At 45.0% G+C, this 24,355-nt stretch carries 21 protein-coding genes and 1 riboswitch; of the genes, 13 read left to right on the top strand and 8 right to left on the bottom strand.

The window, feature by feature from the left end:
• The first annotated feature begins 104 nt into the window (after nucleotides 1-104).
• The 7 genes from OU793_RS09085 (at nucleotide 105) to OU793_RS09055 (ending at nucleotide 6,747) form a co-directional block, all read left to right on the top strand.
• Nucleotides 105-971 carry a DUF72 domain-containing protein gene (locus OU793_RS09085; protein ID WP_025579805.1) on the top strand — a complete coding sequence of 289 codons (867 nt, stop codon included), beginning with the start codon at nucleotides 105-107 and terminating at the stop codon, nucleotides 969-971.
• Nucleotides 972-1,113: 142 nt separating this feature from the next.
• On the top strand, nucleotides 1,114-1,851 hold the full coding sequence (gene cmoA, locus OU793_RS09080) for a carboxy-S-adenosyl-L-methionine synthase CmoA (RefSeq protein WP_005457217.1): 738 nt from the start codon (nucleotides 1,114-1,116) through the stop codon (nucleotides 1,849-1,851).
• Nucleotides 1,852-1,963: 112 nt separating this feature from the next.
• On the top strand, nucleotides 1,964-2,935 hold the full coding sequence (gene cmoB / locus OU793_RS09075) for a tRNA 5-methoxyuridine(34)/uridine 5-oxyacetic acid(34) synthase CmoB (protein WP_005483112.1): 972 nt from the start codon (nucleotides 1,964-1,966) through the stop codon (nucleotides 2,933-2,935).
• A gap of 221 nt (nucleotides 2,936-3,156) precedes the next feature.
• A complete protein-coding gene (locus tag OU793_RS09070; protein WP_005457212.1) occupies nucleotides 3,157-3,903 on the top strand; it encodes an ATP-dependent zinc protease in 747 nt (248 codons plus the stop codon).
• Nucleotides 3,904-3,914: 11 nt separating this feature from the next.
• On the top strand, nucleotides 3,915-5,420 hold the full coding sequence (locus tag OU793_RS09065; RefSeq protein WP_005495851.1) for an inactive transglutaminase family protein: 1,506 nt from the start codon (nucleotides 3,915-3,917) through the stop codon (nucleotides 5,418-5,420).
• Between the two features lie 3 nt (nucleotides 5,421-5,423).
• Entirely contained in the window at nucleotides 5,424-6,392 is a 969-nt protein-coding gene (locus OU793_RS09060) for an alpha-L-glutamate ligase-like protein (protein WP_005457241.1), read from the top strand.
• A 202-nt stretch (nucleotides 6,393-6,594) separates the two neighbouring features.
• A complete protein-coding gene (locus tag OU793_RS09055) occupies nucleotides 6,595-6,747 on the top strand; it encodes a hypothetical protein (RefSeq protein ID WP_005457235.1) in 153 nt (50 codons plus the stop codon).
• A 168-nt stretch (nucleotides 6,748-6,915) separates the two neighbouring features.
• Here OU793_RS09055 and mukB read toward each other — a convergent pair whose 3' ends face one another.
• The 4 genes from mukB to cmoM are packed head-to-tail and all read right to left on the bottom strand — an operon-like array spanning nucleotide 6,916 to nucleotide 14,219.
• The gene (gene mukB / locus OU793_RS09050; RefSeq protein ID WP_140103849.1) at nucleotides 6,916-11,379 is read right to left on the bottom strand and encodes a chromosome partition protein MukB; all 4,464 of its coding nucleotides are present in this window, start codon (nucleotides 11,377-11,379) and stop codon (nucleotides 6,916-6,918) included.
• A 2-nt stretch (nucleotides 11,380-11,381) separates the two neighbouring features.
• Nucleotides 11,382-12,107, bottom strand: coding sequence for a chromosome partition protein MukE (gene mukE / locus OU793_RS09045; protein ID WP_005483111.1), 726 nt, complete (start codon nucleotides 12,105-12,107; stop codon nucleotides 11,382-11,384).
• Nucleotides 12,088-13,425 carry a chromosome partition protein MukF gene (gene mukF / locus OU793_RS09040; protein ID WP_005483103.1) on the bottom strand — a complete coding sequence of 446 codons (1,338 nt, stop codon included), beginning with the start codon at nucleotides 13,423-13,425 and terminating at the stop codon, nucleotides 12,088-12,090. The genes mukE and mukF overlap by 20 nt, the downstream gene beginning before the upstream one ends.
• Before the next feature lie 2 nt (nucleotides 13,426-13,427).
• Nucleotides 13,428-14,219 carry a tRNA uridine 5-oxyacetic acid(34) methyltransferase CmoM gene (cmoM, locus tag OU793_RS09035; protein ID WP_021485426.1) on the bottom strand — a complete coding sequence of 264 codons (792 nt, stop codon included), beginning with the start codon at nucleotides 14,217-14,219 and terminating at the stop codon, nucleotides 13,428-13,430.
• A gap of 114 nt (nucleotides 14,220-14,333) precedes the next feature.
• On the opposite strand from cmoM, the gene elyC reads away from it, so the two are divergent.
• Entirely contained in the window at nucleotides 14,334-15,119 is a 786-nt protein-coding gene (elyC, locus tag OU793_RS09030) for an envelope biogenesis factor ElyC (protein WP_005457224.1), read from the top strand.
• A gap of 69 nt (nucleotides 15,120-15,188) precedes the next feature.
• On the opposite strand, the gene torR is transcribed toward elyC, so the two are convergent.
• Nucleotides 15,189-15,902: a two-component system response regulator TorR gene (gene torR / locus OU793_RS09025; RefSeq protein WP_005457237.1), complete on the bottom strand. Its 714-nt coding sequence runs from the start codon at nucleotides 15,900-15,902 to the stop codon at nucleotides 15,189-15,191.
• Nucleotides 15,903-16,167: 265 nt separating this feature from the next.
• On the opposite strand from torR, the gene torD reads away from it, so the two are divergent.
• The 5 genes from torD (at nucleotide 16,168) to OU793_RS09000 (ending at nucleotide 20,543) form a co-directional block, all read left to right on the top strand.
• A complete protein-coding gene (gene torD / locus OU793_RS09020; RefSeq protein ID WP_020904011.1) occupies nucleotides 16,168-16,815 on the top strand; it encodes a molecular chaperone TorD in 648 nt (215 codons plus the stop codon).
• Between the two features lie 437 nt (nucleotides 16,816-17,252).
• Nucleotides 17,253-18,257 (top strand): HTH-type transcriptional repressor PurR, encoded by a 1,005-nt coding sequence (purR, locus tag OU793_RS09015; protein ID WP_005457245.1) that lies wholly within the window; start codon nucleotides 17,253-17,255, stop codon nucleotides 18,255-18,257.
• Between the two features lie 266 nt (nucleotides 18,258-18,523).
• Nucleotides 18,524-18,613: riboswitch (cyclic di-GMP riboswitch) on the top strand.
• A gap of 116 nt (nucleotides 18,614-18,729) precedes the next feature.
• A complete protein-coding gene (locus tag OU793_RS09010) occupies nucleotides 18,730-19,320 on the top strand; it encodes a TfoX/Sxy family DNA transformation protein (RefSeq protein WP_005457243.1) in 591 nt (196 codons plus the stop codon).
• A 210-nt stretch (nucleotides 19,321-19,530) separates the two neighbouring features.
• Nucleotides 19,531-20,223 carry a TVP38/TMEM64 family protein gene (locus OU793_RS09005; RefSeq protein ID WP_017448272.1) on the top strand — a complete coding sequence of 231 codons (693 nt, stop codon included), beginning with the start codon at nucleotides 19,531-19,533 and terminating at the stop codon, nucleotides 20,221-20,223.
• Nucleotides 20,223-20,543 carry a DUF2007 domain-containing protein gene (locus tag OU793_RS09000; protein WP_021485379.1) on the top strand — a complete coding sequence of 107 codons (321 nt, stop codon included), beginning with the start codon at nucleotides 20,223-20,225 and terminating at the stop codon, nucleotides 20,541-20,543. The genes OU793_RS09005 and OU793_RS09000 overlap by 1 nt, the downstream gene beginning before the upstream one ends.
• A gap of 41 nt (nucleotides 20,544-20,584) precedes the next feature.
• Here OU793_RS09000 and OU793_RS08995 read toward each other — a convergent pair whose 3' ends face one another.
• The 3 genes from OU793_RS08995 to glgC form a co-directional block, all read right to left on the bottom strand.
• The gene (locus OU793_RS08995) at nucleotides 20,585-21,388 is read right to left on the bottom strand and encodes an alpha/beta fold hydrolase (RefSeq protein WP_005495870.1); all 804 of its coding nucleotides are present in this window, start codon (nucleotides 21,386-21,388) and stop codon (nucleotides 20,585-20,587) included.
• 122 nt (nucleotides 21,389-21,510) lie between these two features.
• Entirely contained in the window at nucleotides 21,511-22,968 is a 1,458-nt protein-coding gene (gene glgA, locus OU793_RS08990; protein WP_140104038.1) for a glycogen synthase GlgA, read from the bottom strand.
• Nucleotides 22,958-24,175, bottom strand: a complete 1,218-nt coding sequence (gene glgC / locus OU793_RS08985; protein WP_005457246.1) for a glucose-1-phosphate adenylyltransferase — start codon at nucleotides 24,173-24,175, stop codon at nucleotides 22,958-22,960. Before glgC ends, glgA begins: the two co-directional genes overlap by 11 nt.
• Nucleotides 24,176-24,355: the final 180 nt, after the last annotated feature.

The following is a 24,355-nucleotide window of genomic DNA, read 5'->3' as shown; positions in this document are numbered from 1 at the left end:
AAGCCCACCAAAGCGAAAAAATTGGTGGGGATTATAGCGTGAAATTACCTATTTCAGCAAAACTCTCGTAAAGTGCGTACAGGAGATACAAACAATAAAGAATGATGGATAATTTACCCCTTCGACTTGGTTTAACCATGTGGTCTTACAACCAATGGCAACAAAGCTTTTACGGTAGTGGAACTAAACCTGCTGAGCGTTTAGAAAAATACGCTCAGGTATTTCATACTGTGGAAGGAAATACCACCTTTTACGCCACGCCGACACACAACACGGTGCATAATTGGAAAGCAGCAACGCACGACGATTTTAAGTTTACGTTTAAGCTCCCTAAGGCTATCACTCATGAACAAATGCTAAGAGGTTGCAACGAGCAACTTCGTGATTTTATGAAAATCATGGAGCCCCTGCATGAGCGCGTCGGTCAATGGACGATCCAACTCCCAGCAGCTTTTGGCCCAGAGTATCTTGAACGTTTGAAAAAGTTTTGCGCCAGTTTCCCGCCTAACTTTCCACTGGGCGTAGAAGTACGTCATATGGCCTTTTTCTCCAAAGGCGAGGAAGAGCGAGCGCTTAATCAGTGGTTGGTGGAAAACGGTATTGACCGAATAATCATGGATAGCCGCCCTGTGTTTGCGGCAAAGCCTGACAATGAAGCCATCATTGATGCTCAAATGAAGAAGCCCAAAGTTCCCGTTCATGCGATTGCAACCGCTTCACACCCGATGATTCGTTTTATTGGCCATCCGGAAGAACAACAAAATTACGACTTCTTTGTGCCTTGGCTAAGTAAATTGCCACAGTGGATTGCGGAAGGTAAACAGCCATATGTGATGATTCACACAGCAGACAATATTATTGCACCTGAGCTGGCAGCGAACATTTACAAGAATCTACAAAAGCATGTCGCCCTGCCAGATTTAGCCCCCTTCCCTGCCAATGATGGCAACTCGCAGTTACAGATGTTCTAACAATAATTTGCTCAACGCATGACAGAGGCGCGAATTTCTCATAAAATACGCGCCTTTTTTGATGCCTGACGTTTTTTGAAAACTAGACTAATAGTTTTTTGAAGACGAATCGCCCCGTCAGCTTGTATGCAGAGATTTGGTTATGAACCCTAAGAGCAATCCAGATACTATTTTTTCGGCTCCAATCGATAAAATTGGGGATTTCACGTTCGATGAACGCGTAGCGGAAGTTTTTCCTGACATGATTCAGCGATCGGTGCCGGGTTACAGCAACATCATTTCTGCAATCGGTATGTTGGCAGAACGCTTTGTGAAGCCTCACTCAAACATCTACGACTTAGGTTGTTCTTTGGGTGCCGCTACGCTGTCTATGCGTCGTCATATCAAACAAGAAGGCTGCAAAATTATTGCGGTAGACAACTCTCCAGCGATGGTTGAGCGTTGTAAGTTACACGTCAACGCTTACCGCAGCGACACGCCAGTGACTGTGGTCGAAGCCGATATTCGTAATATCGAAATTGAAAACGCGTCTGTCGTGGTATTGAACTTCACACTCCAGTTTTTATCACCAGAAGACCGTTACGCGCTGCTTGAAAAAATCTACGCGGGCCTACGTCCTGGTGGCATTTTGATTCTATCAGAGAAGTTCGTGTTCGAAGATGAAGTGTCTAATGAGTTACTCATTGACCTTCACCACGACTTCAAACGTGCCAACGGTTACAGCGAATTGGAAATCAGCCAAAAACGTAGCGCAATCGAAAACGTAATGCGTCCGGACTCTAAAAAAGACCACAAAGAACGTTTCGCAAAAATTGGCTTCTCTAGCTACGACGTTTGGTTCCAATGCTTTAACTTCGGTTCTATGTTCGCGATTAAGTAAGGTTCGCGGTCGAACCCAGTTCAGTTTGTACTCAAGCAGGCAAGTACTGATGCTGCCTTTGGCGGCGCTTTCACTCATTTAATTACATCATCAACTCAGCGATTAACTAACTATGTTTAACTTTGCAAATTTCTACCAATTGATTGCCCAAGACACGCGTCTTCAACCTTGGCTGAATGTGTTACCACAACAGTTAACGGACTGGCAAAATGCAGAGCACGGTGACTTTGGTCGCTGGTTGAAAGCACTGAACAAAATTCCAGAAGGCTCACCAGATCAAGTTGATATCAAGAACTCTGTAACCATCAGCAACGATACGCCTTTCCATGAAGGCGAACTGAAAAAGCTAGAAAACTTACTGCGTACTTTCCACCCTTGGCGCAAAGGTCCATACACGGTGCACGGCATTCATATCGATACCGAGTGGCGTAGCGACTGGAAATGGGATCGCGTACTTCCACACATTTCTCCACTGAAAAATCGCAGCGTGCTCGATGTGGGTTGTGGCAATGGTTACCACATGTGGCGCATGTTAGGCGAAGGTGCTCGTCTTTGCGTGGGTATCGACCCGTCTCACCTGTTCCTGATTCAGTTTGAAGCGATTCGCAAACTCATGGGCGGCGACCAACGAGCACACCTATTGCCGCTGGGTATTGAGCAACTGCCTAAACTGGAAGCGTTTGATACCGTGTTCAGCATGGGTGTTCTCTACCACCGTCGTTCTCCACTTGACCATTTGATTCAACTAAAAGATCAGTTGGTTTCTGGTGGTGAGTTAGTATTGGAAACCTTGGTAATCGAAGGCGATGAAAACGCAGTACTTGTGCCGACCTCACGCTACGCTCAAATGCGCAATGTGTACTTCTTCCCGTCTGCGAAAGCACTAAAAGTGTGGCTAGAACTGGTTGGTTTTGAAGATGTTCATATTGTGGATGAGAACGTGACTTCTGTTGATGAACAACGCACAACAGATTGGATGACACACAACTCTCTACCAGATTACTTAGATCCAAACGATCCAAGCAAAACAGTGGAAGGCTACCCGGCACCACGCCGCGCTGTGCTTGTAGCACGTAAGCCATAATTAACTGAGATTTCTGACATTGTCTTAACTCTTTCCTGCCATTAAGACATTACCCTCTCTTCTATTCTCATCAAGGATGCACTTTGCATCCTTGATTATTAGCTTTTCATCACTATTCCTCACTCAATAAGAGATAGAGAAAGATTCTTACTTGTGAGCCTTTATCGATATAAGCTAAACTCTTAAAAAACAAACAACTTAATCCAATCCCAAGGTTTTCAATGTTAATACGATTGACTCCGGTTGTTGCCATCGCCTTATTATCTGGATGCACACTTACTAAAGGCGAACAGTACCACCAAGAAACGTTAGCCGCTATTCAAGCTTCAGAAGCGAATTTCAATAATCGCATAACTAACTTAGAGCTGCAGATCAGTAACCAATCAGATTACATCGACAGCCTTGAAGACCAAGTCGATAAGTTACAAGGTGATCTAAGCACCTTCCGCGAAGAGGCAATGGCAGAGGTTAAAAAACCGAAAGAGCCTATTATTGTCCAAGCGCCCGCCCCTATTGAACCAACGCCGACTCATGACATCGTTTTAGGTTCGATCGAAAAAGTGACCATCGACTCCATCAAACAAACGTTTGATGCTCGCGTCGATACAGGTGCGGCTACATCATCTTTGAATGCAGTTGATATTGAAGAATTCGAAAGAAACGGCAAAAACTGGGTTCGTTTCCATCTTGCTGATGCAACAAAATCAGAAGAAGAGAAAAATACATGGATCGAAGCGCCTGTTCTTCGTTATGTGAAAATTCGTCAAGTAACAAGTGAAGAACTGGAGCGTCGCGCTGTGGTCGAACTTTGGGTGCGAGTTGGAAAAATTCATGAAAAAGCGCAATTTACGTTGGCGGATCGCTCCCACATGAACCATCCTGTTTTACTAGGTAGAGAATTTATGCGCGACATCGCATTGGTTGATGTGAGCCGTACATACATTCAAACGGACGAAGATAAAAAATAATAAGGTAGATTATGACGTCAAAAATACCGTTTTACCTTTCAATCATCTTGTTGGTGGTTGCGGGCATTGCTTTGAGTGTTTTCAGACACCAAAATTACGGCGTGCCTTGGACTCCAGGCGAAACACGTCAAGTGTGGGATGTAGAGGCTCGTATCGAGTTCAATGCAAACGGGAATGAAGTGAAAGCTTCTCTTGCCGCTCCTCATACACAAAGTGGTTATACACTGATTGGCGAGTCTGCTTCTTCTTCTGGTTATGGCGTTTCCTACATTAACTCTGATTCAGGTCGCCGTGCCGAATGGTCGATTCGCCAAGCGAAAGGCCCTCAAACAATTTACTACAAAGCGCAGTTCTTAGTTGATCCACAAGCTAAAGTGGAACCACTGCCTCCTGCTGGCGATATCACGCCACCGACTTTATCCGCTCCGCAACAAGCGGCAGCAAGCGCCCTCATTGATCAAGCCATGAGCCGTTCTGCGGACAACGTGACGTTTGCACGCGAGTTAATCAAAGCGCTTAACGATCCAGACAGCCAAAACTCCGCTCTATTATTGAACGATTTTGACCGCACCGATGCATTGCACAAGATTCTTCTGTCAGCTGGCGTTCAAAGTAAAATTGTTGGCGTAATCGAGCTTGAAGATGGCCGTCGTCGTCAAACCATCCAACCGATGGTGCAAGTTTGGTCTGGAAAAGATTGGGTTCTGTTCTCGCCAAATTCAGAGCAGAAAGCCGTAAAACCTAACCTTCTTGTTTGGGATGAATCGAACGTTTCGTTACTTGACCTTGTGGGAGGCAAGAACAGCCAAGTTCATTTCTCCATGATCAAACAAGAAGTGACGCCTCAACAAGCGACAAACAACAAGGTTGAGGCCGATGGCCTGCTTAACTTATCAATCCACAGCTTGCCTCTAGAAGAGCAAGCAATGTTCAAGACCATCATGCTGATCCCAATTGGCGCATTGATCGTTGTGTTCCTGCGCGTGATTATTGGTCTTAAAACCTCTGGTACGTTCATGCCAGTACTGATTGCGGTTGCGTTCGTTCAAACGCAGCTTGTGACTGGTATTGTTGGCTTCCTATTAATTGTTGGTACAGGCTTGATCATCCGAAGTTACTTATCGCGGCTCAACTTACTTCTGGTAGCAAGGATATCCGCGGTTATTATCACAGTTATTATGATCATCTCGGTGTTCACCGTTGTAGCATTCAAGATTGGTTTGACAGAAGGTCTAACAATCACCTTCTTCCCAATGATCATCTTGTCATGGACGATCGAACGTATGTCGATTCTGTGGGAGGAAGAAGGCGCGAAAGAAGTAGCAATGCAAGGTGGTGGTTCACTACTGACTGCGGTACTGGTTTACTTGGCGATGACCAACTCGTATATCCAACACTTAACATTTAACTTTATCGGCCTACAGCTAATTGTTTTGGCGGGTATTCTATTATTAGGTACTTACACTGGTTACCGTCTAACAGAACTACGTCGTTTCAAACCGCTAGCGGAGGATTAAACGATGTTTGAACGTTACACTACGCCATCAAAACTTCGCCACAAAGGCATTATGGGCATGAACAAGCGTAACCATAGCTACATTGGTCGCTATAACGATCGCTCTAAATACCCATTGGTGGATGACAAGCTAAAAACCAAGATCATCGCTCAAGCTGCAGGGGCAACCGTCCCTGCCCTTATCGGCGTGATCCACAACCAAGCAGAAGTAAAAACCATCCACAACATGGTGAAAGACTGGCCGGGTTTTGTGATTAAGCCAGCTCAAGGCAGCGGTGGTAAAGGTATTCTGGTGGTGACATCGCATAAAGACGGTGTGTACACCAAACCTTCTGGTGCGACAATCAACAAAGAAGAAGTGGAACGCCACATCAGTAATGCACTGGCAGGGCTGTTCTCGCTCGGCGGTAAGAACGATGTTGCCGTGGTTGAGAACTTGATTAAGTTTGATGACTGCTTCGATGGTTTCAGCTACGAAGGTGTGCCAGACGTACGCATCATCGTATTTAAAGGCTACCCTGTCATGGCGATGATGCGCTGCTCAACATCAGCGTCTGATGGTAAAGCTAACCTTCACCAAGGCGCGGTCGGTGTCGGCATTGATATCGCAACAGGCAAAGCCATTCGTGCGGTGCAATTCGACCAACCAGTAACGCACCACCCGGATACGGGTAAAGATTTATCGACTCTGCAAGTGCCTCATTGGGAGCGTTTGCTAGAACTTGCGTCAAGTGCTTGGGAAATGACGGGGCTTGGTTACATGGGCACCGACATGGTTCTCGACAAAGAAGAAGGTCCGATGGTACTTGAGCTGAATGCTCGTCCTGGTTTGGCTATTCAAATCGCGAACGGAGCAGGATTGCTTCCTCGCTTGAAGCATATTGAAAGCCTCGGCACTCCAGCGGAGTACCCTAAGCCTATAGAGCGCGTAGCCTACGCGGTTGAGCAGTTTGGTGTAAAACCAAAGTTCTAAATCTTACAAGCTAGCAATCAGCACATGGTTGCTAGCTTTTTTCTTTCTGCCATCGTTTTCACTCCCCTTCCTATCTCATTTCGCCGGTTTCATCATTTGAATCAATGATCGAGCTAACAGAATCAACATAGATCGTTTCTTTTCCACTGAGCCCATTGAGTATGATGTTTACTCCCCTTACTCAACTTAAAGAGGTTGGGCGATGCTAACAAAAGAAACAAATAATAATGAACCACAGCTTGTAGACCAGGAAACTTTTGACCAACACTTACAACGTTTGTCTGAGCTTTCAGTTCAAGCACTTGAAGAGCTTGCTGAAATTATCGAAGCTGGAACCGATATTTCAGAGGAATAGCGCTTAGATTATTTCCAATACTCCCTGCTATTGGTCTAAGTGCTCACGAAAAAGCCGAGACTGTCGTCCTACAGCCTCGGCTTATTTTATGCCCGTTACCTGCATCTCTCTGTTAATCAGATACAAAAACGCCCGCTTTAATTGCGGGCGTTTTTTATGCTTCCAAGCTTATGATTCAAACTCTTCAATCATTTCTTGAACTTCACTCTTCGGTTTATCTGTTTGACCAAAGCCACGTAGACCAACAACGTGTACGTGTTCGTGATCTTTAAACACCTTACGTACCAACTTGTAGGTTGTACCTTTCTCTGGGCTGATGTTCTCTGGCGCAGCAATCAACAGCTGCATATCCAGACGATCACACAGTTCGAATAGCGTTGAAATCGACTTCGCATCCAGACGAGCCGCCTCATCGAGGAACAACAAACGACATGGGATGATGTCTTTGCTGCGTAGACGACGGGATTCTTCTTCCCAGCTCTGAACAACCATCAATAGGATAGACTGACCAGTACCGATTGCCTCACCCGTTGATAGCGCCCCAGATTCCGCTTGCAGCCAACCATCAGAACCACGGTTAACTTCCACACTTAGCTCTAGATAGTTACGATAATCCAGTAGCTCTTCACCCAGAACCTGAGGAGAGCGTTGACCCATATCGATGTGAGGGTTCACGCGTTGGAACAGTTTTGCCATCGCTTCTGAGAAAGTGAAACGTGGAGATTCAAACAAATCTTTATGCTGTTCTTGCTGCGAAGACAGACCATGTAATAGCACTTCATGGCTTTCACGGATCTTCACGTTTAGACGCACACCTTTCACCTGACCGAACGAGATGTTCGACAAGCCTTGGTTTAGCATGCGAATACGGTTTTGCTCACGCTGAATCGTCTTCTTGATAATGCTTGCCACTGACTCAGAGCTGATTGCCAGACGGTTTTCGCGTTGAGTTAGCTCTTCAGTCAGACGCGCTAGCTCTACTTCCATTTCTTCGATGGCCTCTACTGGGTCATCAGTGCGGATGATGTCCTGACGAATACGCTCACGAAGGTGCTGGTAAACCGCAATGTAGAACAGAACTTTACGCTCTGGACGTGCATTATCTTCAGACAAACGTAACGCATCACGTAGGTCATCATTGTTTGCAACAGCAAGACGCAGCGCACCCAACGATTTATCCGACATTGAACGCAGTTCATCGGCAGACATGTACGCCAACTCGCGCTTGTGAAGACGACGTTCAACATCGTTTTCACGTGCCAAGCGAAGTACTGAACACCAGCCCGCTTTCGCAGCAACCACGAAGGTACGCAGCTCTGCGTATTCCTTCTGAACTTTCTTCAGACGTTTCGCCAGACCTTTCATCTCTAGCTCAGTAGAGGTGATGGTGCGCTCGTATTCACTCTTACGACTACGAGATGTGTGTAGACGCTCGTGCAGCTCATCACGGCGACGGATCGCACGCTCTTCTGCGCCTTCATCGGCGTTAACACCAAACTCTTGCAGTTCTTGTTTGAACTCTTGAACGGTTTCCAATTTCGCTTGGTGCGAGCTTTTCAATGATGCCAATACTTGGTTGTATTGGTTCATTTGACCTTGCGCTTGTTTCAACTCTTCACGAGAGCGTGTACGCATTTGCTCAGCCTGAACCAGCTTCGCTTTTAACTGCTCACTAAGTTCACTGCTTTGGTTAAGCAAATCAACAGAGTCTGAATAGGCAAAGTAGTGACGACGCTCAACGAGGTCAGACAAGGCAAAGATCTGCTTCTTCAATTCTTGAAGTTGCTCGTCCGCAGCTTTGTATTCTGCTTCTAACGCATCGAACTGTTCAGGGTCTGCATCAAGTGCAGAAGCAATTTTTTCAAGCTCAGCCACGGCTTTCGCGTGGTTGTTCAAGAACGCTTTCGCTTCTGACAGTTGCGCAATTTTCTCTTCCAGCTCGTCGAAACGCGCTTGCAGCGTATCGTCTTCAATCAGAGCCATGTTTGGTGCGAGCTTATCTAACGAAGACAGAGCTTGCTTGCTAGTCTGAAGCTGAGAACGATGTTGTTGTTCTTTCGCTTCCAAATCAGCCAATACACGGGCGATTTGACCGCGTTTTTCGCGAACATTTGCCAATGCTTGTTCTGGGTCAGCTTCAAACGCGACTTGAATGTGGTTAGCCACAAACTGGTTGAATGCTTGGTATAGACGCTGCATCTTTTGTGAATCGAAAGCCGCTTTAGCGTGCTTCTCAACCACTTCCTCACGTTCATTGCGCAGTAGCTCTAAACGCTGTTCACGCGCCGCGCGTCCAAACAATGGAATTTCAGGGAAACGAGAGTAACGCATTTGGCGGTCGTTCATACGAACGCATACCGCGCCTTCAAGTTCTTCTGCGTCAAACGAACTGTCATCAAAGGCATCTATGTCACCTTCAATGATGTACAAATCTTCCGGACAGTCGTCTAGCTCTACCAGTTTCTCTTCGATATCCGACAGGTCAGAAACCACAATCGCGTGACGTGCCGGACCATACATCGCGCTGAAGTACGGTGCGTCGTCGATTGTAATGTCGTCGTAAATCTCAGATAGAAGCACACCGCCTAGTGTATCTGCCAAGCCTTTCAGACGAGGATCGTTTGAACCACCAGGTGATGCCAATCGTTCGATTTCGCTTTCTAGTTGCGAGCGACGCTCTGCCAGTTTGTCTTTCGCAAGAGACAGTTCTTTCTCTTGTTCCAGAACAACCTGCATGTGGCTCATCACAGCATGGCGATCTTCTAACTCTACACCGCTTTGCTCACGCAATTTTTCCAACGCATCGTTAGCGGCAATCCAAGTTGGTGCAATGGCTTCTAGCTTGTTGATTTCTGCCGCAGCATCTTGTTCTAGACGACGCTGTTCGCTGCGTTGTTCACGCAGCTCTTCTTGCGTCATTTCTAGCGTTTCGATTTGCATCGCATGACGTTCGCGTTCTTGTTCAAACGTGATTTCGTCCGTCAGTTCAACATGGAACTGCTTTTGGTATTCATTCACTAGCTCGCGCGCTTGACGTTGCTGATTAAGGCTACGCTCAAGGTCGCGATGTTGAGCACGCCACTGTTGTTCGTTTTGTGCGACTTGCTGAGATTCACGCGCTTTCGTAATGACGATTTTCGCTTGTTCAGCTGCATCTTTACGTTCGACTTGCCCAACGATACTTTGTACGAGCTTCAGCGCAGTTTCAAATTGCTCTGCTGCTGCAGAAGACATATCCAACTTGTGCTTAACCGATAGCAGCGCGTTAGTGCTTTCTGATTCTTTGTTCTTAAGCTCAGAAACAAGTGCTTGCGCGGATTCTGCCGTCAGGCAGTCATCACCAAGTAGTTGTTTCGCTTTCTCAAGTGCCTGAACCGCTTGTTGGTATTGAAGAGCACGAGTTTGCTGAACGTCTAGTGCTTGTTGGTAGTCAGCCAGTTGCGTCTTGAGGCTGTCCACCTCTTCTTCTGCAACGGTTGCTTGATCTTCCACCATCATCACGCGTTCTTGCGCTTCTTCAACGACCATCATCTGCTCTTCAAGACGCTCGCTAAGCTCTTCAAGATCTTCTTGGTAACGTTCGATTTTCTCTTGCTGGCGCAGTGCGTTTTGCACCAATTGCAAGTGGTCAGAAGCCGCTTGATAGTCTTGCTCTAGTGCCGATTCCGATTCGATTAGAAGCTCAAGTTCTTCTTGAACGCGATTAAGCAGATTGTTTTGCTCAATCAACGTCTCGCGTGAGCCAAAGAGCTCAGAGCGCAAAGATAGAGTTTGTTCAAGCTTGTTGCGACGATCGTTAGCATGGCGCATGTAGTCAGCAGCCACGTAGTTTGTCGACTCAGTGATCAAGTGTTTGAACAAGTCACGGTCAGCCTGAGTGGTTTTGATCGCTTCTAGCGTCATGCGGTTTTCACGCAACGCCGATTCCATGTCTTGGAATGCTTTCTTCACACCACCGTTTTGTGGCAGAAGGTAATCGCGCAGTGAGCGTGTAATCGCACTCGAGATACCGCCGTAAAGCGAGGCTTCGATCAAACGGTAGAATTTAGAGCGGTCACTTGAGTTGCGCAGTTTCTTCGGAATCACACCGAACTCGAACATTTGCGCGTGGTAATCCACGATTGAAGAGAAGGCTTTGAATTGAACGCCTTCAAATTCCGCAATCGCATCTTTGACTTCATTGATTTGACGTACGCGCGCTTGAGTCGCCGATACGCTTTCAACCAGGATATCCGTTGGTTTCACATGGCTTGGAAGACCTTGGATAACAAACGGTTTGATGTCTACTTTTTTGTCACGACCCGCGACTTGCTGCAGTTTTACTGCAAACAATAGACGTTGGTTACGTGAGTTCACTACGTCTAGCGCTGCGTAACACGCACCCGGTTGTAGTTTACCGTATAGACCTTTATCGCGAGACGATTGGCTGCTGCCCGCTTCGGTTGTGTTACGGAAGTGCAGTAGCGTTTGGTCAGGAATCAACGCTGTGATGAACGCTGCCATCGTGGTTGATTTACCGGCACCGTTACCGCCCGACAACGTCGTAACCAGACCATCGATGTCAAACGTACGGGCAAAGAAGCCGTTCCAGTTGACCATGGTCAGCGATTGATATTTACCGCGTTCAATCATGCTCATGCTTCACCCTCTTCTGTCATTTCTTCTTGGGCTTGTTCTTCTTGGTCTTCTTCAGACAGCAAGCTGCCTTGGCTCGGCTCTTTAGTGTGGACTACGGCTTCACCATCACGGATAAGACGCAGCTGCGCTTCACGGATGTCATCGCCCACACGAACATCAGCACCAAAACGGAATACCGCTTCGCTAATGCTGAATTTACCGGTTTCACCGATGTTGATGATCATCCCTAAACGACGTAGGCGACGAAGTGACGTACGTACTTTTTCAAACAGTTTTTCTTTGTCTAGATCCGAACCCGTTGCACGGTTCGTCACGAGTTTCATCAGCTTTTTCTCGTCTGCTAATGCAAGCAACTCGTCGTAAAGCTCTTGATTGGTGAAAATGCCTTCGTGCGCTAAGCGCTCTGGGCTTAGGTATAGGAAACACAGTACCTTACCCACCAGCATATCCAGCTCAGATAAAACACTGCGGCCAATCAATGATGTTGAACGTGGACGTAGGTAGAAAAAGCCTTCTGGCGCTTTTACCAACTCGGTGTTGTAGCGCTGGTAGAAAGAAGAAAGCTCAAGCTCGAAATCAGACAACAACGCGTGATTGTCGAGATCTTCAGTTGAAATATGACGCCCTGCTCGTAGCATGCTGTCTAGCGCTGGGAACAGAGGGTTAGAAATTGCTTTTGCCAGATTATCTGACATGTATTCATTAGTATCGGTCGATGACATTCGCTTGTACCTTTGCCCCAAATTCGTTGATTGCTTTCCAGTCAGGCTGAATCGCTTGATAATCCGATTCCGAATAACCAAGACGGACGGCTTGATCAACGATAATTCGAGCTAAATCAAAGTGATGAGTGTATGGATGTTGTGCAAGGTAATCTCGCAGCACCACACTCAAATCGATTGGCGTGCCTTGCTCTTTATGCGCTTTTAGCATGTCACCAATGCGTTCTGATAGCTCATCATTGACTTGTTGAAATTCTTCGTATTCCACTTCCATCGGAACTTGGCCGGTTACCTCGTCATCACGCAGTACCAAAGCTTCATCACGAAGGTCGGAAAGCCTTTCTGCATCTGCAAAAGTCAGATACCAAGGCATATCAAAATAGTCTTTTATCGATTGACGCAGACGCGAGCTAAATGCACGGTTCTTATCCATATCGATAGCGGTACGGATGAACTTGTGCACGTGTCGGTCGTAGCCAATCCAGAGGTCAATCGCTTGCTGGCCCCAGCTTGTGATTCGGTCTAGCTTCATTTGCAGACCAAACAAGGCTTCTTCAATAAACTCAAGCTCAGGATCACCGTAAACAATTTCTTGAATATCTAGGATCTGAGTTTGCAGTTCATCACTCGCGGCTTGCAGCGTATCTTGAAGTTCACGCAACGTGCTTGATGTTTCTGACAGAAGTGCTTCACAGTTGTTGATCGCTTCACGCCAGTCTTTGTTTAGCAGGTCGGCAATTTGTTGTTTCACAGATTGCTGCTGCTCATCCATTACACGTTGGTTGAGGTCGATTTGATCGAAGATTTCGCCTACAGAATATTTTAAAACTCCGTACACGTTTTTCTTCCAGTGGCCCGGTGTGCCACCTTTTTGTGCCGCTTCAATCGCTTTCGCCATTTCATCCGCTACCATCGATAGCTGGATAGACAGACGCAGTCTTGAGAACTCGCGATGACGCACGTAGTAATCGGTAATTCCTATCGCTAAAGGCGACAAGCGGTAAATGCTCGCTCCGTCAGTAATTTCACTGACAAAACGGCTAATAAGACGCTGCTTGACCATCTCGTTGATGGCGTTGTTCGCACGAAAAGCGGAGGCTTCGCCAGTCTCATCAAATAGTCGAGTGACGATGGCAAACGCATCGTGCAGTTCACCTTCACCCAGTTCTTCGTCGAACCTTTCATTGCTCAGTACGGCGATGGCAATCAAAAATGCCAATCGCTCTGTGGTCAGGTTCAACGAGAAATCGTGCTGCTTAACCCAGCCAACCAACTCATCGATTGGTTGCTCTGCAGCATTGAGAGTCATCTCACTCATTGTTATTCCTGTTTATCGTTCTTTTTGGCCCACACGTGAATATAGCGGCCTAATGAGAGGTATGGCTCTTGTCGACATAGTTGTTTTTCTAGCGCCAACACATCTTCAAACTCGTAATCGCCCATGTATTGCATATTACCTATGTAATCACTAAAGGAACGAATACCAGATTTGCCACAAATGCTAAAACCAGCCTCTTCTATCCATTGATAGACATCTTCCGGTTTCAAGCCTTTTTGCGGCTGTAGTTTAAATCTTTTTCGGTGGGGCATGCCGTCTAAAATATGAGGAATGTTGCCACAAACCACGTTTTTGTAGACTAAACCATGGTGGTTATAGAACATCACTGATGCGATGCCCCCCGGCTTTACTTGTTCCAATACTGTCTCTAGCGCCGTTTTAGGATCAACAAGCCACTCCATGACAGCGTGGAACATAACGAGATCCACCTGTTCTTCCATGTGCTCCGCAATGGACTGAACAGGCGAATGAATCAGGCGATACTGCTCAAGCAAACCGTTTTTTTCAATATCCTGTTTGGCTAGTTGCAGCATTTCCGAAGATAGATCACATAACGAAACACGATGTCCGAGCTTAGCAAGCTTTTGCGACATTTGTGCTAAACCACCACCTGCATCAAGTACTTCTAGGGGTTGCTGGCTCGCATCCAATTCACTTAGAATCTGTAGAAAATCTTCCCACACAATGATTTGGCGGATCTCCCCTTTATCGGAGCCGTAAATATTTTTTGCAAATTTGTGGGCGATATCGTCGAAATTGCGGTCTTCTGTCACTTCTGCTGAGTTATCATATCGGATTGTGCCGCTATTCTGGCACAAGGAAAGCAGGAATAAAGAGGGTCACCCTCATTTTTATTATCAATTGATGTTTTTTCGGACTATTTATGTATGTTTGAGCTGAAAAAAGTAATGTCAGCCTTGCTTATGCCGCTTCCGGCATTGCTACTGATAGGCTTGTTAGGTCTTGCTCTCATTAGTTTTACCACAAAACGTAAAACTGGCTGCTTCGTTGTTCTGTTCTCTTTTGTTGGCCTTTTTCTAGTTGCCTTCCAACCTGTTTCAACCAAGCTTCTCATGCCACTTGAGCGCGAGCATAAGGCCTTTTTACCTGTGTCAGGTACCATTGACTACGTTATGGTGCTGGGTAATGGCCACGTGGTCGATGACGAAATTCCACCAACATCGCAATTAAGCCGCGCGGCGTTGATGCGATTAACGGAAGGCATTCGTATTTTGCGTATGTACCCAGGCGCAAAGCTAATTTTATCAGGTTATGATGGTGGCTCTGAGATCAGCCATGCTCGTATGATGGCAAACGTTGCTTTGGCATTAGGTGTTGCAAAATCCGACATTATTTTGTTGGAAGACGCAAAAGACACGTGGGAAGAAGCAAGACAAGCCGCCGCTTTTGTTCAACAAAAAGAGATTGTGCTAGTCACGTCAGCGAGCCACATGAGCCGTGCGCTGTACGAGTTTAACGCAGCTGGAATTAAACCCATCCCTGCTCCAACGAATTTCTTAGCGATAGACGAAGTTAGCCAACCGTGGGACAAGTATTCACCTAAAGCTCGCTACCTTGAGCAAACTGAACTGTTTTGGCATGAATACCTTGGTAGCGTTTGGCAAAGACTGCGTGACACCGTAGGGCAAACGCCGATGGTGGAAGCGGAATAAACCCGATTTATAAACACAAAAAAGGAGAGCATTGGCTCTCCTTTTTCTTTGCTGCTTGTCTGATGGTGATTAATCACCTGCGAACATGTAGCCTTCACCGTGAACGGTCACAAAAATTTGTGGGTTCTTAGGGTCAAACTCCATCTTAGCGCGCATGCGTCGGATAAGAACATCAATCGTACGATCATTTGGAGCATCAACTCGATGACTGATCATATTCAAAATACGTTCACGACTCAGCACTTGATTCGGATAAGACGATAACGCCACCAAAAGCTCATATTCTGCTTTGGTTAGTTTTACCGGCTCACCATTACGGCTAAGCGCTCGACGCTGAATATCGAATGTCCACTCACCAAAGCGAACAATGTGTTCATCGTTTGTTTCGCTTGCCGCTTTACTTGCTCCACTTCGCGCCGCAGAAATGCGCCACAGTAGATTTTTAACTCGAACTAGTAATTCCCTTAGTTCAAAAGGCTTTGTCACATAATCGTCTGCGCCCATCTCTAGGCCTACGATTTTGTCGATGCTATCCGTGCGTCCTGTTACCAATATGATGCCGATGTCTGATTGACTGCGTAGCTCACGCGTAAGCATTAGGCCGTCTTCGCCCGGCAAGTTAATATCCAACATAATTAGGTCTACATCACCGCCTTGCAGAACTTCGCGCATCTCAGCGCCACTTTCTGCTTCGCTAACTTTGTAACCTTCATTTTGGAAATATCCCGCAAGCTTACTACGAGTTACAACATCATCTTCTACGACTAATACGTGATAGCTCATTTACACCACTTTCTGTCTTCTTATTATCCAAGACGTATTCTATTCATAACTAGTAACATTTCTAGTCATAGATACATTAAAAAGCAAGATTTAGCGTTTTTATTGATTCAAAACAAGCTTGCCCATCACCGTTAATAAGTGCACACAATTCAACATAATCAACAATAATTATAGTTACTGCTATTCATCTTATTTGATTACACTTAGGGGATATCCCTAATTGACTTTATGATGCAATACTCGAAGCATCCTTCAGGAGCCAAAAATGCAAGAAGTGAAAGCGTTTAATGAAAAGCGTGCTGAAATTTACTGGTGGTTTTCGAGCTTATTCGCTAAAGAACTCAGCGAAAAAGAACTAGAAACCTACCACAGTGTTGAAATTCGCAGTTTTTTAGCGGGCTTAGGTGAGAACGAATCACTCAAGCCAGCCGTTGATCGCCTAGTTGATGCCCTAAACCGACTCCAAGACCGCAATGATGCTCAACTAGAACTTGCAGCAGATTTTTGCGAGCTGTTCTTAAAAACAGATAAGTATGGGGCACTGCCGTACGCGTCTATGTACATTGGTGAATCAGGCTTGCTTAATGACAAACCTGCAGAAGAAATGGAAAAACTGATGGCAGATTTTGGGGTTCAGGTAGACGAAAACCTCAAAGAACCAGCAGACCATCTTGCTGTCGAATTGGACTTTTTGGGCAACATGATCATTCGCTCAAATGAGTTAGAGCAAGAAAAACATATGGAAGAGGCTTTCGTTAAACAAAATGACTTCATCCAAAATCAACTCATGTCTTGGTTGCCAAAATTTGCTGAAAAATGTAAGCAATTTGATGAATTTGGCTTCTACTTAAGCGTTGCGCAACTATTAATTGCATTTTGTAAACTGGACAGCGCTTACCTTCTTGGTGAATAATCACCGCCTATTTTTAGGGAGCCTGCCTGTCGGGCTCCCTATTTTATTCGCTTGCTTTTAATCTGGCTCAAAGACGTTCGTTCATTTAGCAGTCAAAATGTGACTTCAAATACACAAAACTCTTGCTGAAAATATTGCCAGTCAGCCCACATAGGGCTAAAATGTGAACGCAAACGATTAAATATGATTTATATGTAAACCGCTGAAATATAGCGGTTTTTGTTTTTTATTAATAGGTTGATGACCACTTCCTCATATTTAGTAGGAAGCCGAGTACCTTCAACCAAGTTGCTACAAATCTTTTTATACCGATTTCGGTACAACCGCTGCCTACTAGAATAGACACTACTGTTGTTGTGGTGTTTAGTTTGCGCAAAAAACTAAGCGTATGGTTGTATTCACTACGGTATTAAGTAGCTCGATACAGGACATCATTTATGGCCACTATAAAAGACGTTGCTCGCTTAGCCGGCGTTTCTACTACCACAGTTTCGCACGTTATTAATAAGACACGTTTTGTTGCAGAAGCAACCCAAGAAAAAGTAATGAAAGCGGTTGATGAGCTTAACTACGCACCAAGCGCAGTTGCTCGTAGTTTAAAATGCAACTCAACTCGTACTATTGGTATGTTGGTAACACAGTCAACTAACCTATTCTTCTCTGAAGTGATCGACGGTGTAGAAAGTTACTGCTACCGTCAAGGTTACACATTGATCTTGTGTAATACTGGCGGCATCTACGAGAAACAGCGCGACTACATCCGCATGCTTGCTGAGAAACGTGTAGATGGCATTTTGGTGATGTGTTCAGATCTAACCGAAGAACTAAAAGAGATGTTAGATCGTCATTCAGACATCCCCAAAGTTGTGATGGATTGGGGCCCAGAGAGTTCTCGTGCGGACAAGATCATCGATAACTCTGAAGAAGGTGGCTACCTAGCAACTAAATATCTTATCGATAACGGCCACACTGACATCGCCTGCCTGAGTGGTCACTTTGAGAAACTTGCTTGCCAAGAGCGTATCGCTGGTTTCCGTCGTGCCATGGCTGAAGCAAAACTGCCAATCAATGAAGATTGGATTCTTGAAGGTAACTTTGAATGCGATACTGCGGTACTGGTTGCAGACAAGATCACCGCGATGGAAAAACGCCCTACTGCAGTATTCTGTTTTAACGATACCATGGCACTTGGCTTAATGAGCCGTCTGCAACAAAACGGCATCAAGGTTCCAGATGACGTTTCTGTTATCGGTTACGACAACATTGAACTTGCAGAGTACTTCTCACCACCGCTAACAACGATTCACCAACCTAAACGTCGTGTGGGTAAAAATGCGTTTGAGATCCTACTTGAACGCATTAAAGATAAAGAACACGAAAAGCGTGTGTTCGAGATGCAACCAGAGATTGTTATCCGCAACACCGTTAAGAAACTTAATTAAATGAACACAAGCGCCCTTAGGGGCGCTTTTTTTTATTAAAAAAATAACACTTCCCGCACACTTTGCCTCATTCTTAAAAACAATAACTTCCATAAGTTACTGTTTTCTTTACATGTGAATTATTAATTCCCGCTTCTTTTCAAACATTAAATACAATTCTCAATTATGAGTACCCATGCACAAAATGGCATTATTTATTGAATCAAGATCACGTTTTAAAATCTAAAGTGTGATGTTAATTCAATATACGAAGTATCCTCATCTGGTCACGCACAGGGCAAACCATCCGAAAGGGTGGGACGCAAAGCCTCCGGCCTGAACCATAGTAGTATATGGAAGGTAGCGGGGTTACCGATGGCAAGTGTGCAACCAATGTCTTTACCCTTTAATGACATTGCCTTTGCGCACGTTTGCTACTCTCTCGGACCTGACTTTTGGTGGCGTAATATTAATTACACCGAGATAACAAAACATGGATAAACCGATACTCAAAGACTCTATGAAGCTATTTGAGGCACTTGGTACTATCAAGTCGCGCTCAATGTTTGGTGGCTTCGGACTTTTCGCTGATGAAACGATGTTTGCACTAGTGGTAAACAACCAGCTTCATATACGAGCAGACCAACAAACTTCATCTGACTTCGAGACACAGGGTCTAAAGCCTTACGTTTATAAAAAACGTGGCTTCCCAGTCGTTACTAAGTACTACGCTATTTCCAGCGAACTATGGGAATCTAGCGATCGCTTAATTGAAGTAGCGAAAAAATCCTTAGAAAACGCCAAACTTGAGAAAGAACAACAAGCGAGCACTAAGCCTAATCGCTTGAAAGATCTGCCGAACCTGAGATTGGCTACAGAAAGAATGCTTAAGAAAGCGGGTATTGATTCTGTTGCTCAACTTGAAGAAGAAGGCGCACTAAGTGCTTATAAAGCGATCAGAGACACGCACTCCACCACAGTTAGCCTTGAGCTACTTTGGGCCTTAGAAGGTGCTATTAACGGCACACACTGGAGTGTAGTCCCCCAGTCTCGTCGTGAAGAATTAATGAATGGCCTTTCGTAACAGAAGTCTTCTCTAATCTATCGACTAAAACCGCAGTGCGAACTGCGGTTTTTTATGAAATTTTTTTAGCTCCCCTCGTGTCTACTCCTTTGTAAATCCCAAAACACCCGTATTTTCAGCGCCACGACTTAGTTTCGATAACGAGATTGTTAAAACAATATTCAGTATGAATACTTTAAGCGGTAGCCTAGATATAGAAACGGAGCACACATGAATAAAAAACTTATCTTTGGACTGATACTTGTTGCCACCATTCTTTTGTTAGGCGCTAATTTTGGTCAATATCTAACGCTTGAAAACGCAAAAGCGCAGCAAGAAGCGCTCAATTCATTCATCGAAGCCAACATCGTCTATGCCGCCACGGTGTATTTTTTAGCGTATGTTGCGATTACCGCATTTTCTATTCCCGGAGCAGCAGTGGTTACTTTGCTAGGCGCAGCTTTGTTTGGGTTTTGGTTTAGCTTACTTTTAGTTTCTTTTGCCAGTACGATCGGTGCGACCTTAGCTTTTTTGAGTAGCCGATATTTGCTTAGGGATTGGGTTCAATCGAGATTTGGGGAAAAGCTTGTTGCGATTAACCAAGGAGTAAAAAAGGATGGCGCGTTTTATCTGTTTTCTTTGCGCTTGATTCCAGTGTTCCCATTTTTCCTCATCAACCTACTGATGGGATTAACACCTATGAGCATTGCGCGCTTTTATTTAACCAGTCAAATAGGCATGCTCCCTGGTACTGCCGTTTACCTTAACGCTGGTACTCAGTTAGCAACCATTGATAGCCTTTCTGGTATCGTATCCCCGACGGTATTAGCATCTTTTGCTTTGCTGGGGCTGTTTCCAATACTCGTAAAATGGGTTATGAATAAGGTCAGGCCAACCCCTACTCAACCAAATGGCAGTATTTGATGAAAATCTTTATCGCGAAAAATCCAGCAGAAGCGCACATCGTATGTGAACTATTAAAAACTGAAGATATATGCTGTGAGGTGCGTGGAGAAGGACTTTTTGGTCTGAAAGGTGAGCTTCCTTTTGGCGATGATACTGATCCTTATGTTTGGCTATTAGATCCAGAACAACAATTGAAAGCTCACGCAATTATTGAAGCATTTAGGCAGCAGTCACAAAGCAACATATATGAAGACTGGCAATGTCCTCATTGTCTTGAACACAACGAAGGACAGTTTGGTGCGTGTTGGCAATGTGGATATCAAATTGGGGAGCCATAATCACTCCTCTATTCTCGCATTTTAGGTGTCTATCTTGATGGCTAGGCGACGATACTTTGTTGCTTTATAAATTCGATAGAGTGTTGGTTAAAATCTTCAGGACGCTCTACATTGCAAACATGACCGCAGTTTGGAATTTCACGCAAGATACTGAGCTTATGCGCTGCAACCATCTCTTTCACCGGTTGGATGAACATATAGTCTCTATCACCCATCAAATACAATGTCGGTATGGGTAACTCTCTGTCTTTGAAGTACTTCATCAATGGGTTTACATCCGCGGCAAGAATAAACCAGCGTTTAAACTCTTTTTGGCACAGCTTCTTTGCTTCTCGAATAAACAAATGCCTTGATTCACGCTGACTTCGTTGCGGCATCACAATGTAGGCAAACAGTTTATACAACCACATATAAGGCAAGATATGTTTACAGAAGTTACCCAACTTAACCAAAATCTGCGAACGCGTATTCAAGCGTGTCACCGCACCGCCTAAAACCATCGAACGAACTCTTTCAGAAGACAACTCCGCTAAATTTCGAACAATGATCGTACCCAACGACATGCCAACAAAGTGCGCCGACTGGATTTTTAGGTGATCCAGCACTTTTAATATATCTTGCGTCACTTCCGTGAAGGTGTAACGACTAGTTATCAACTCTTTCAAAAGCTGATTGGATTTTCCATGTCCTCGTAAGTCGATCAGCAACAAATTAAAGTGCTGCTTATATGCTTTAATTTGTTTAAACCATATCGAAGAACTGCCACCAGCACCATGCACGAAAACAACCCACTCATTACTAGTAGGATGCAGATAGGTTTTGTGAAAAAGCAGTGGCTGAGTCATGAGTCAGTATAAGTAAGATTCTTTGTGATAGAGAGTGACAGAATCCTATCACACTCCGTAAAGCCGAGGTAATAAAGGCACCTCAATAGGTGCCTTTGGTTACACTTTTTATCAAACTTGCGTCAATTTAACGCTGAACGATAGAGTTGCAAATACGATTCTGCGGCCTTCCGCCAGCAGAAATCTTTTTGCATTGCATGCAGTTGTACTCTTTGCACTTCCGTCAGGTTTTGCGCATACAACAGCAACGCTCGCAGCATAGTAAGTAGCAGCGCTTGAGACGTCGGTTCATAAAATACAAATCCAGTAGCGTCGCAAGGGTCTACGTCGTAATCATTCACACTGTCTTTTAAGCCACCTACCCCTCTCACGATAGGCAAGGTGCCATAAGCCATGCTGTAGATCTGATTTAAGCCACATGGTTCGAATTCAGAAGGCATTAAGAAGAAATCCGAACCAGCTTCAACTAAATGCGCGAGTTCATTGTCATACGCCTCAACAAACACAAACTTGTCGGAGAATTGCGCCGCAACCTCTTCCAATTGTGCAGCCAAAACGGGATCACCCGTCCCAACAACAACAACTTGAACATCATGCTTCAAAAAATCCACCAAAGCCGGCAGCAAGTAATGCACGCCTTTTTGCTGAGTCAAACGACAAACCATACCAAACATGGCTACGTCTTTTTCAGCAAGGTTTAGCCTCTGCTGTAATGCGCGCTTACAAGTGTTTTTACCTAGAACCATACTTTGTTTGTCGGCACTATAGTTCATTGGTAAATAAGCATCAGTTTCAGGATTCCAAGCACTGTAATCGCAACCATTTAAAATTCCGACTAGATCCCCTGCTCGTTGCTGAAACTCCCATGCCATTCCATGACTGCCAAGTTCTGTCTTTAGCTCTTCAGCGTACGTTGGGCTGACTGCATTTATCTTATCGGCATTCATTACGCCAGCTTTGAGCATAGTAATATGCGTGGCACTCACCGCCGCATCGGGAACGTTTCGGCAGTGAAACTCAGGCAAACACTGTACGTCGTCGTAACTAAATACGCCTTTAAAGACCGCATTATGAATTGAAATGACGCTTTTTGTATGAGCAAAAAAGGGATCATTGCCATACCTGTGCTTAAGCAAAAACGGAACCAGCCCCGTGTGCCAATCATTTGCATGGATGATATCAGGTTGAAACGCCAGCTTCGGCAACATGTCGAGACACGCAGCGCTGAAAAACGCAAAACGTTCACCATTATCGGTATACGCTTGGTTGTTCTCTGCATACATTGATGGTCGATTGAAGTACGGCTCACAATCAATCAGATAGACAGGATTGTTTCCTAACGTAAGCAATAGAACTCGATATTCTGTATGCGGCCATGACGTTAGATTTGTTTCTAGCACAACTTCTGCGTCCGCTAATCTTCCGATACTGGTGTACGCAGGAATCGTAATTCTTACATCTTGCTGTAGGTTTTGAAGGGCTTCCGGCAGTGCCTTGGCAACATCTGCCAAGCCACCACTTTTAATAAGACCTTCAACCTCAGAAGCTACAAACAGAATGGATAAGTTGTTAGTAGCCAACTCGAGCTCCTTTCGGAATAACAACAATGCCCTCTTCCGACACATGGAAATGCTTTTTATCTTCTTGAAGATTCACACCAATTTGAGTGCCAGGTGCAATATCGGCATCCTTGTCGACAATAACACGACGTAACACACAGCCTTCGCCAATTTTTACGTCACCTAATAGGATACATTCGCTAATATCACACGCGGATGCAATATTGCTGCGAAATCCAAGTACTGACTTCTCGATACGAGAACCACGAACATAACTGCCATTACATACCAAGCTATCGATGATCTGCACTCGACCATTGTCTGAATCAGTAAACGTTGCAGGTGGCAATGGTGGGTAATAGGTATGAAGAGGCCACTTACGGTTGTACAAAGAGAATGGCGCGTCTTTTTCTAATAGATCCATGTGCGCTTGCCAATAAGCATCAATCGTACCTACATCACGCCAGTAAACCTCTTCTTTCTCACCACTGATTCTGTTGGTGCTGAAGTCATAGACAAAAACGTCACCACGAGGGAACATTTTCGGGATGATATCTTTACCAAAATCATGAGAAGAAGCTTCATTGTCTGCATCTTCCACGAGTTCAGAAAATAGAACTTGTGCTTCGAATACGTAGTTCCCCATCGAGACTAACGCGAAATCTGGTTCTCCAGGAATCGATTTTGGATTAGCGGGTTTTTCCTCAAAGCCAATCATTCTGCCTTCAGCATCAACCTCTATTACACCAAATTGAGAAGCTTCTTTTAGTGGCATGCGCAGTGCAGACACCGTCAATGACGCCTTCTTCTCCGTATGGAAGTTCAGCATCTGCTTGATGTCCATCTTGTAAATGTGGTCAGAGCCAAAGATACAAACCTGATCCGGTTCTTCAAGCTCCATAAAACGTAGGTTTTGATAGATAGCATCTGCAGTGCCTTCATACCAACGCTTACCCGTACGCATTTGCGCAGGAATTGGGTCAATAAAGCGATCAGTAATACCATTAATATTCCACCCTTTTTTCAAGTGATGGAAAAGAGACTGAGATTTAAATTGAGTAAGGACATAAATGCGCATCAAATCCGCATTTACAAAGTTGTTTAGAGCGAAATCAATCAGCCGATAACTTCCACCAAAAGGTACCGAAGGTTTACTACGGGATTCAGTTAAAGGTCTCAAACGAGAGCCTTCACCGCCAGCAAGAATCATTCCCAAAACACCAGCCATTCGTTGTTCTCCATATCGTTATAGCTTGGATTTCGTACTCACTTGAATGAGTAAAACTCGGGGAGTCAAGCGAATACATTGTTGCACCTACACCTGAGCCTCTATTGAGCCCTTGCAGTGTAGATAAAAAAGCTATTGCATTTTCCAGTATGCAAATATTCAAATTGTTCTTATTTTTTG

It is taken from the genome of Vibrio sp. VP6 (assembly GCF_028823755.1).
Classification (GTDB): domain Bacteria; phylum Pseudomonadota; class Gammaproteobacteria; order Enterobacterales; family Vibrionaceae; genus Vibrio; species Vibrio parahaemolyticus.
This window is presented reverse-complemented; position numbering and strand designations above follow the sequence as displayed.

Excerpts from the sequence above, each read along its gene's own strand:
- mukE (WP_005483111.1), bottom strand. The coding sequence starts at position 12,107 with ATGTCATCGACCGATACTAATGAATACATGTCAGATAATCTGGCAAAA.
- cmoB (WP_005483112.1), top strand. The coding sequence starts at position 1,964 with ATGTTTAACTTTGCAAATTTCTACCAATTGATTGCCCAAGACACGCGT.
- OU793_RS08995 (WP_005495870.1), bottom strand. The coding sequence starts at position 21,388 with ATGACTCAGCCACTGCTTTTTCACAAAACCTATCTGCATCCTACTAGT.
- mukB (WP_140103849.1), bottom strand. The coding sequence starts at position 11,379 with ATGATTGAACGCGGTAAATATCAATCGCTGACCATGGTCAACTGGAAC.
- mukF (WP_005483103.1), bottom strand. The coding sequence starts at position 13,425 with ATGAGTGAGATGACTCTCAATGCTGCAGAGCAACCAATCGATGAGTTG.
- glgC (WP_005457246.1), bottom strand. The coding sequence starts at position 24,175 with ATGGCTGGTGTTTTGGGAATGATTCTTGCTGGCGGTGAAGGCTCTCGT.
- OU793_RS09060 (WP_005457241.1), top strand. The coding sequence starts at position 5,424 with ATGTTTGAACGTTACACTACGCCATCAAAACTTCGCCACAAAGGCATT.
- OU793_RS09005 (WP_017448272.1), top strand. The coding sequence starts at position 19,531 with ATGAATAAAAAACTTATCTTTGGACTGATACTTGTTGCCACCATTCTT.
- OU793_RS09065 (WP_005495851.1), top strand. The coding sequence starts at position 3,915 with ATGACGTCAAAAATACCGTTTTACCTTTCAATCATCTTGTTGGTGGTT.
- OU793_RS09055 (WP_005457235.1), top strand. The coding sequence starts at position 6,595 with ATGCTAACAAAAGAAACAAATAATAATGAACCACAGCTTGTAGACCAG.
- purR (WP_005457245.1), top strand. The coding sequence starts at position 17,253 with ATGGCCACTATAAAAGACGTTGCTCGCTTAGCCGGCGTTTCTACTACC.
- torD (WP_020904011.1), top strand. The coding sequence starts at position 16,168 with ATGCAAGAAGTGAAAGCGTTTAATGAAAAGCGTGCTGAAATTTACTGG.
- elyC (WP_005457224.1), top strand. The coding sequence starts at position 14,334 with ATGTTTGAGCTGAAAAAAGTAATGTCAGCCTTGCTTATGCCGCTTCCG.
- OU793_RS09010 (WP_005457243.1), top strand. The coding sequence starts at position 18,730 with ATGGATAAACCGATACTCAAAGACTCTATGAAGCTATTTGAGGCACTT.
- OU793_RS09085 (WP_025579805.1), top strand. The coding sequence starts at position 105 with ATGGATAATTTACCCCTTCGACTTGGTTTAACCATGTGGTCTTACAAC.
- OU793_RS09000 (WP_021485379.1), top strand. The coding sequence starts at position 20,223 with ATGAAAATCTTTATCGCGAAAAATCCAGCAGAAGCGCACATCGTATGT.
- cmoA (WP_005457217.1), top strand. The coding sequence starts at position 1,114 with ATGAACCCTAAGAGCAATCCAGATACTATTTTTTCGGCTCCAATCGAT.
- OU793_RS09070 (WP_005457212.1), top strand. The coding sequence starts at position 3,157 with ATGTTAATACGATTGACTCCGGTTGTTGCCATCGCCTTATTATCTGGA.
- torR (WP_005457237.1), bottom strand. The coding sequence starts at position 15,902 with ATGAGCTATCACGTATTAGTCGTAGAAGATGATGTTGTAACTCGTAGT.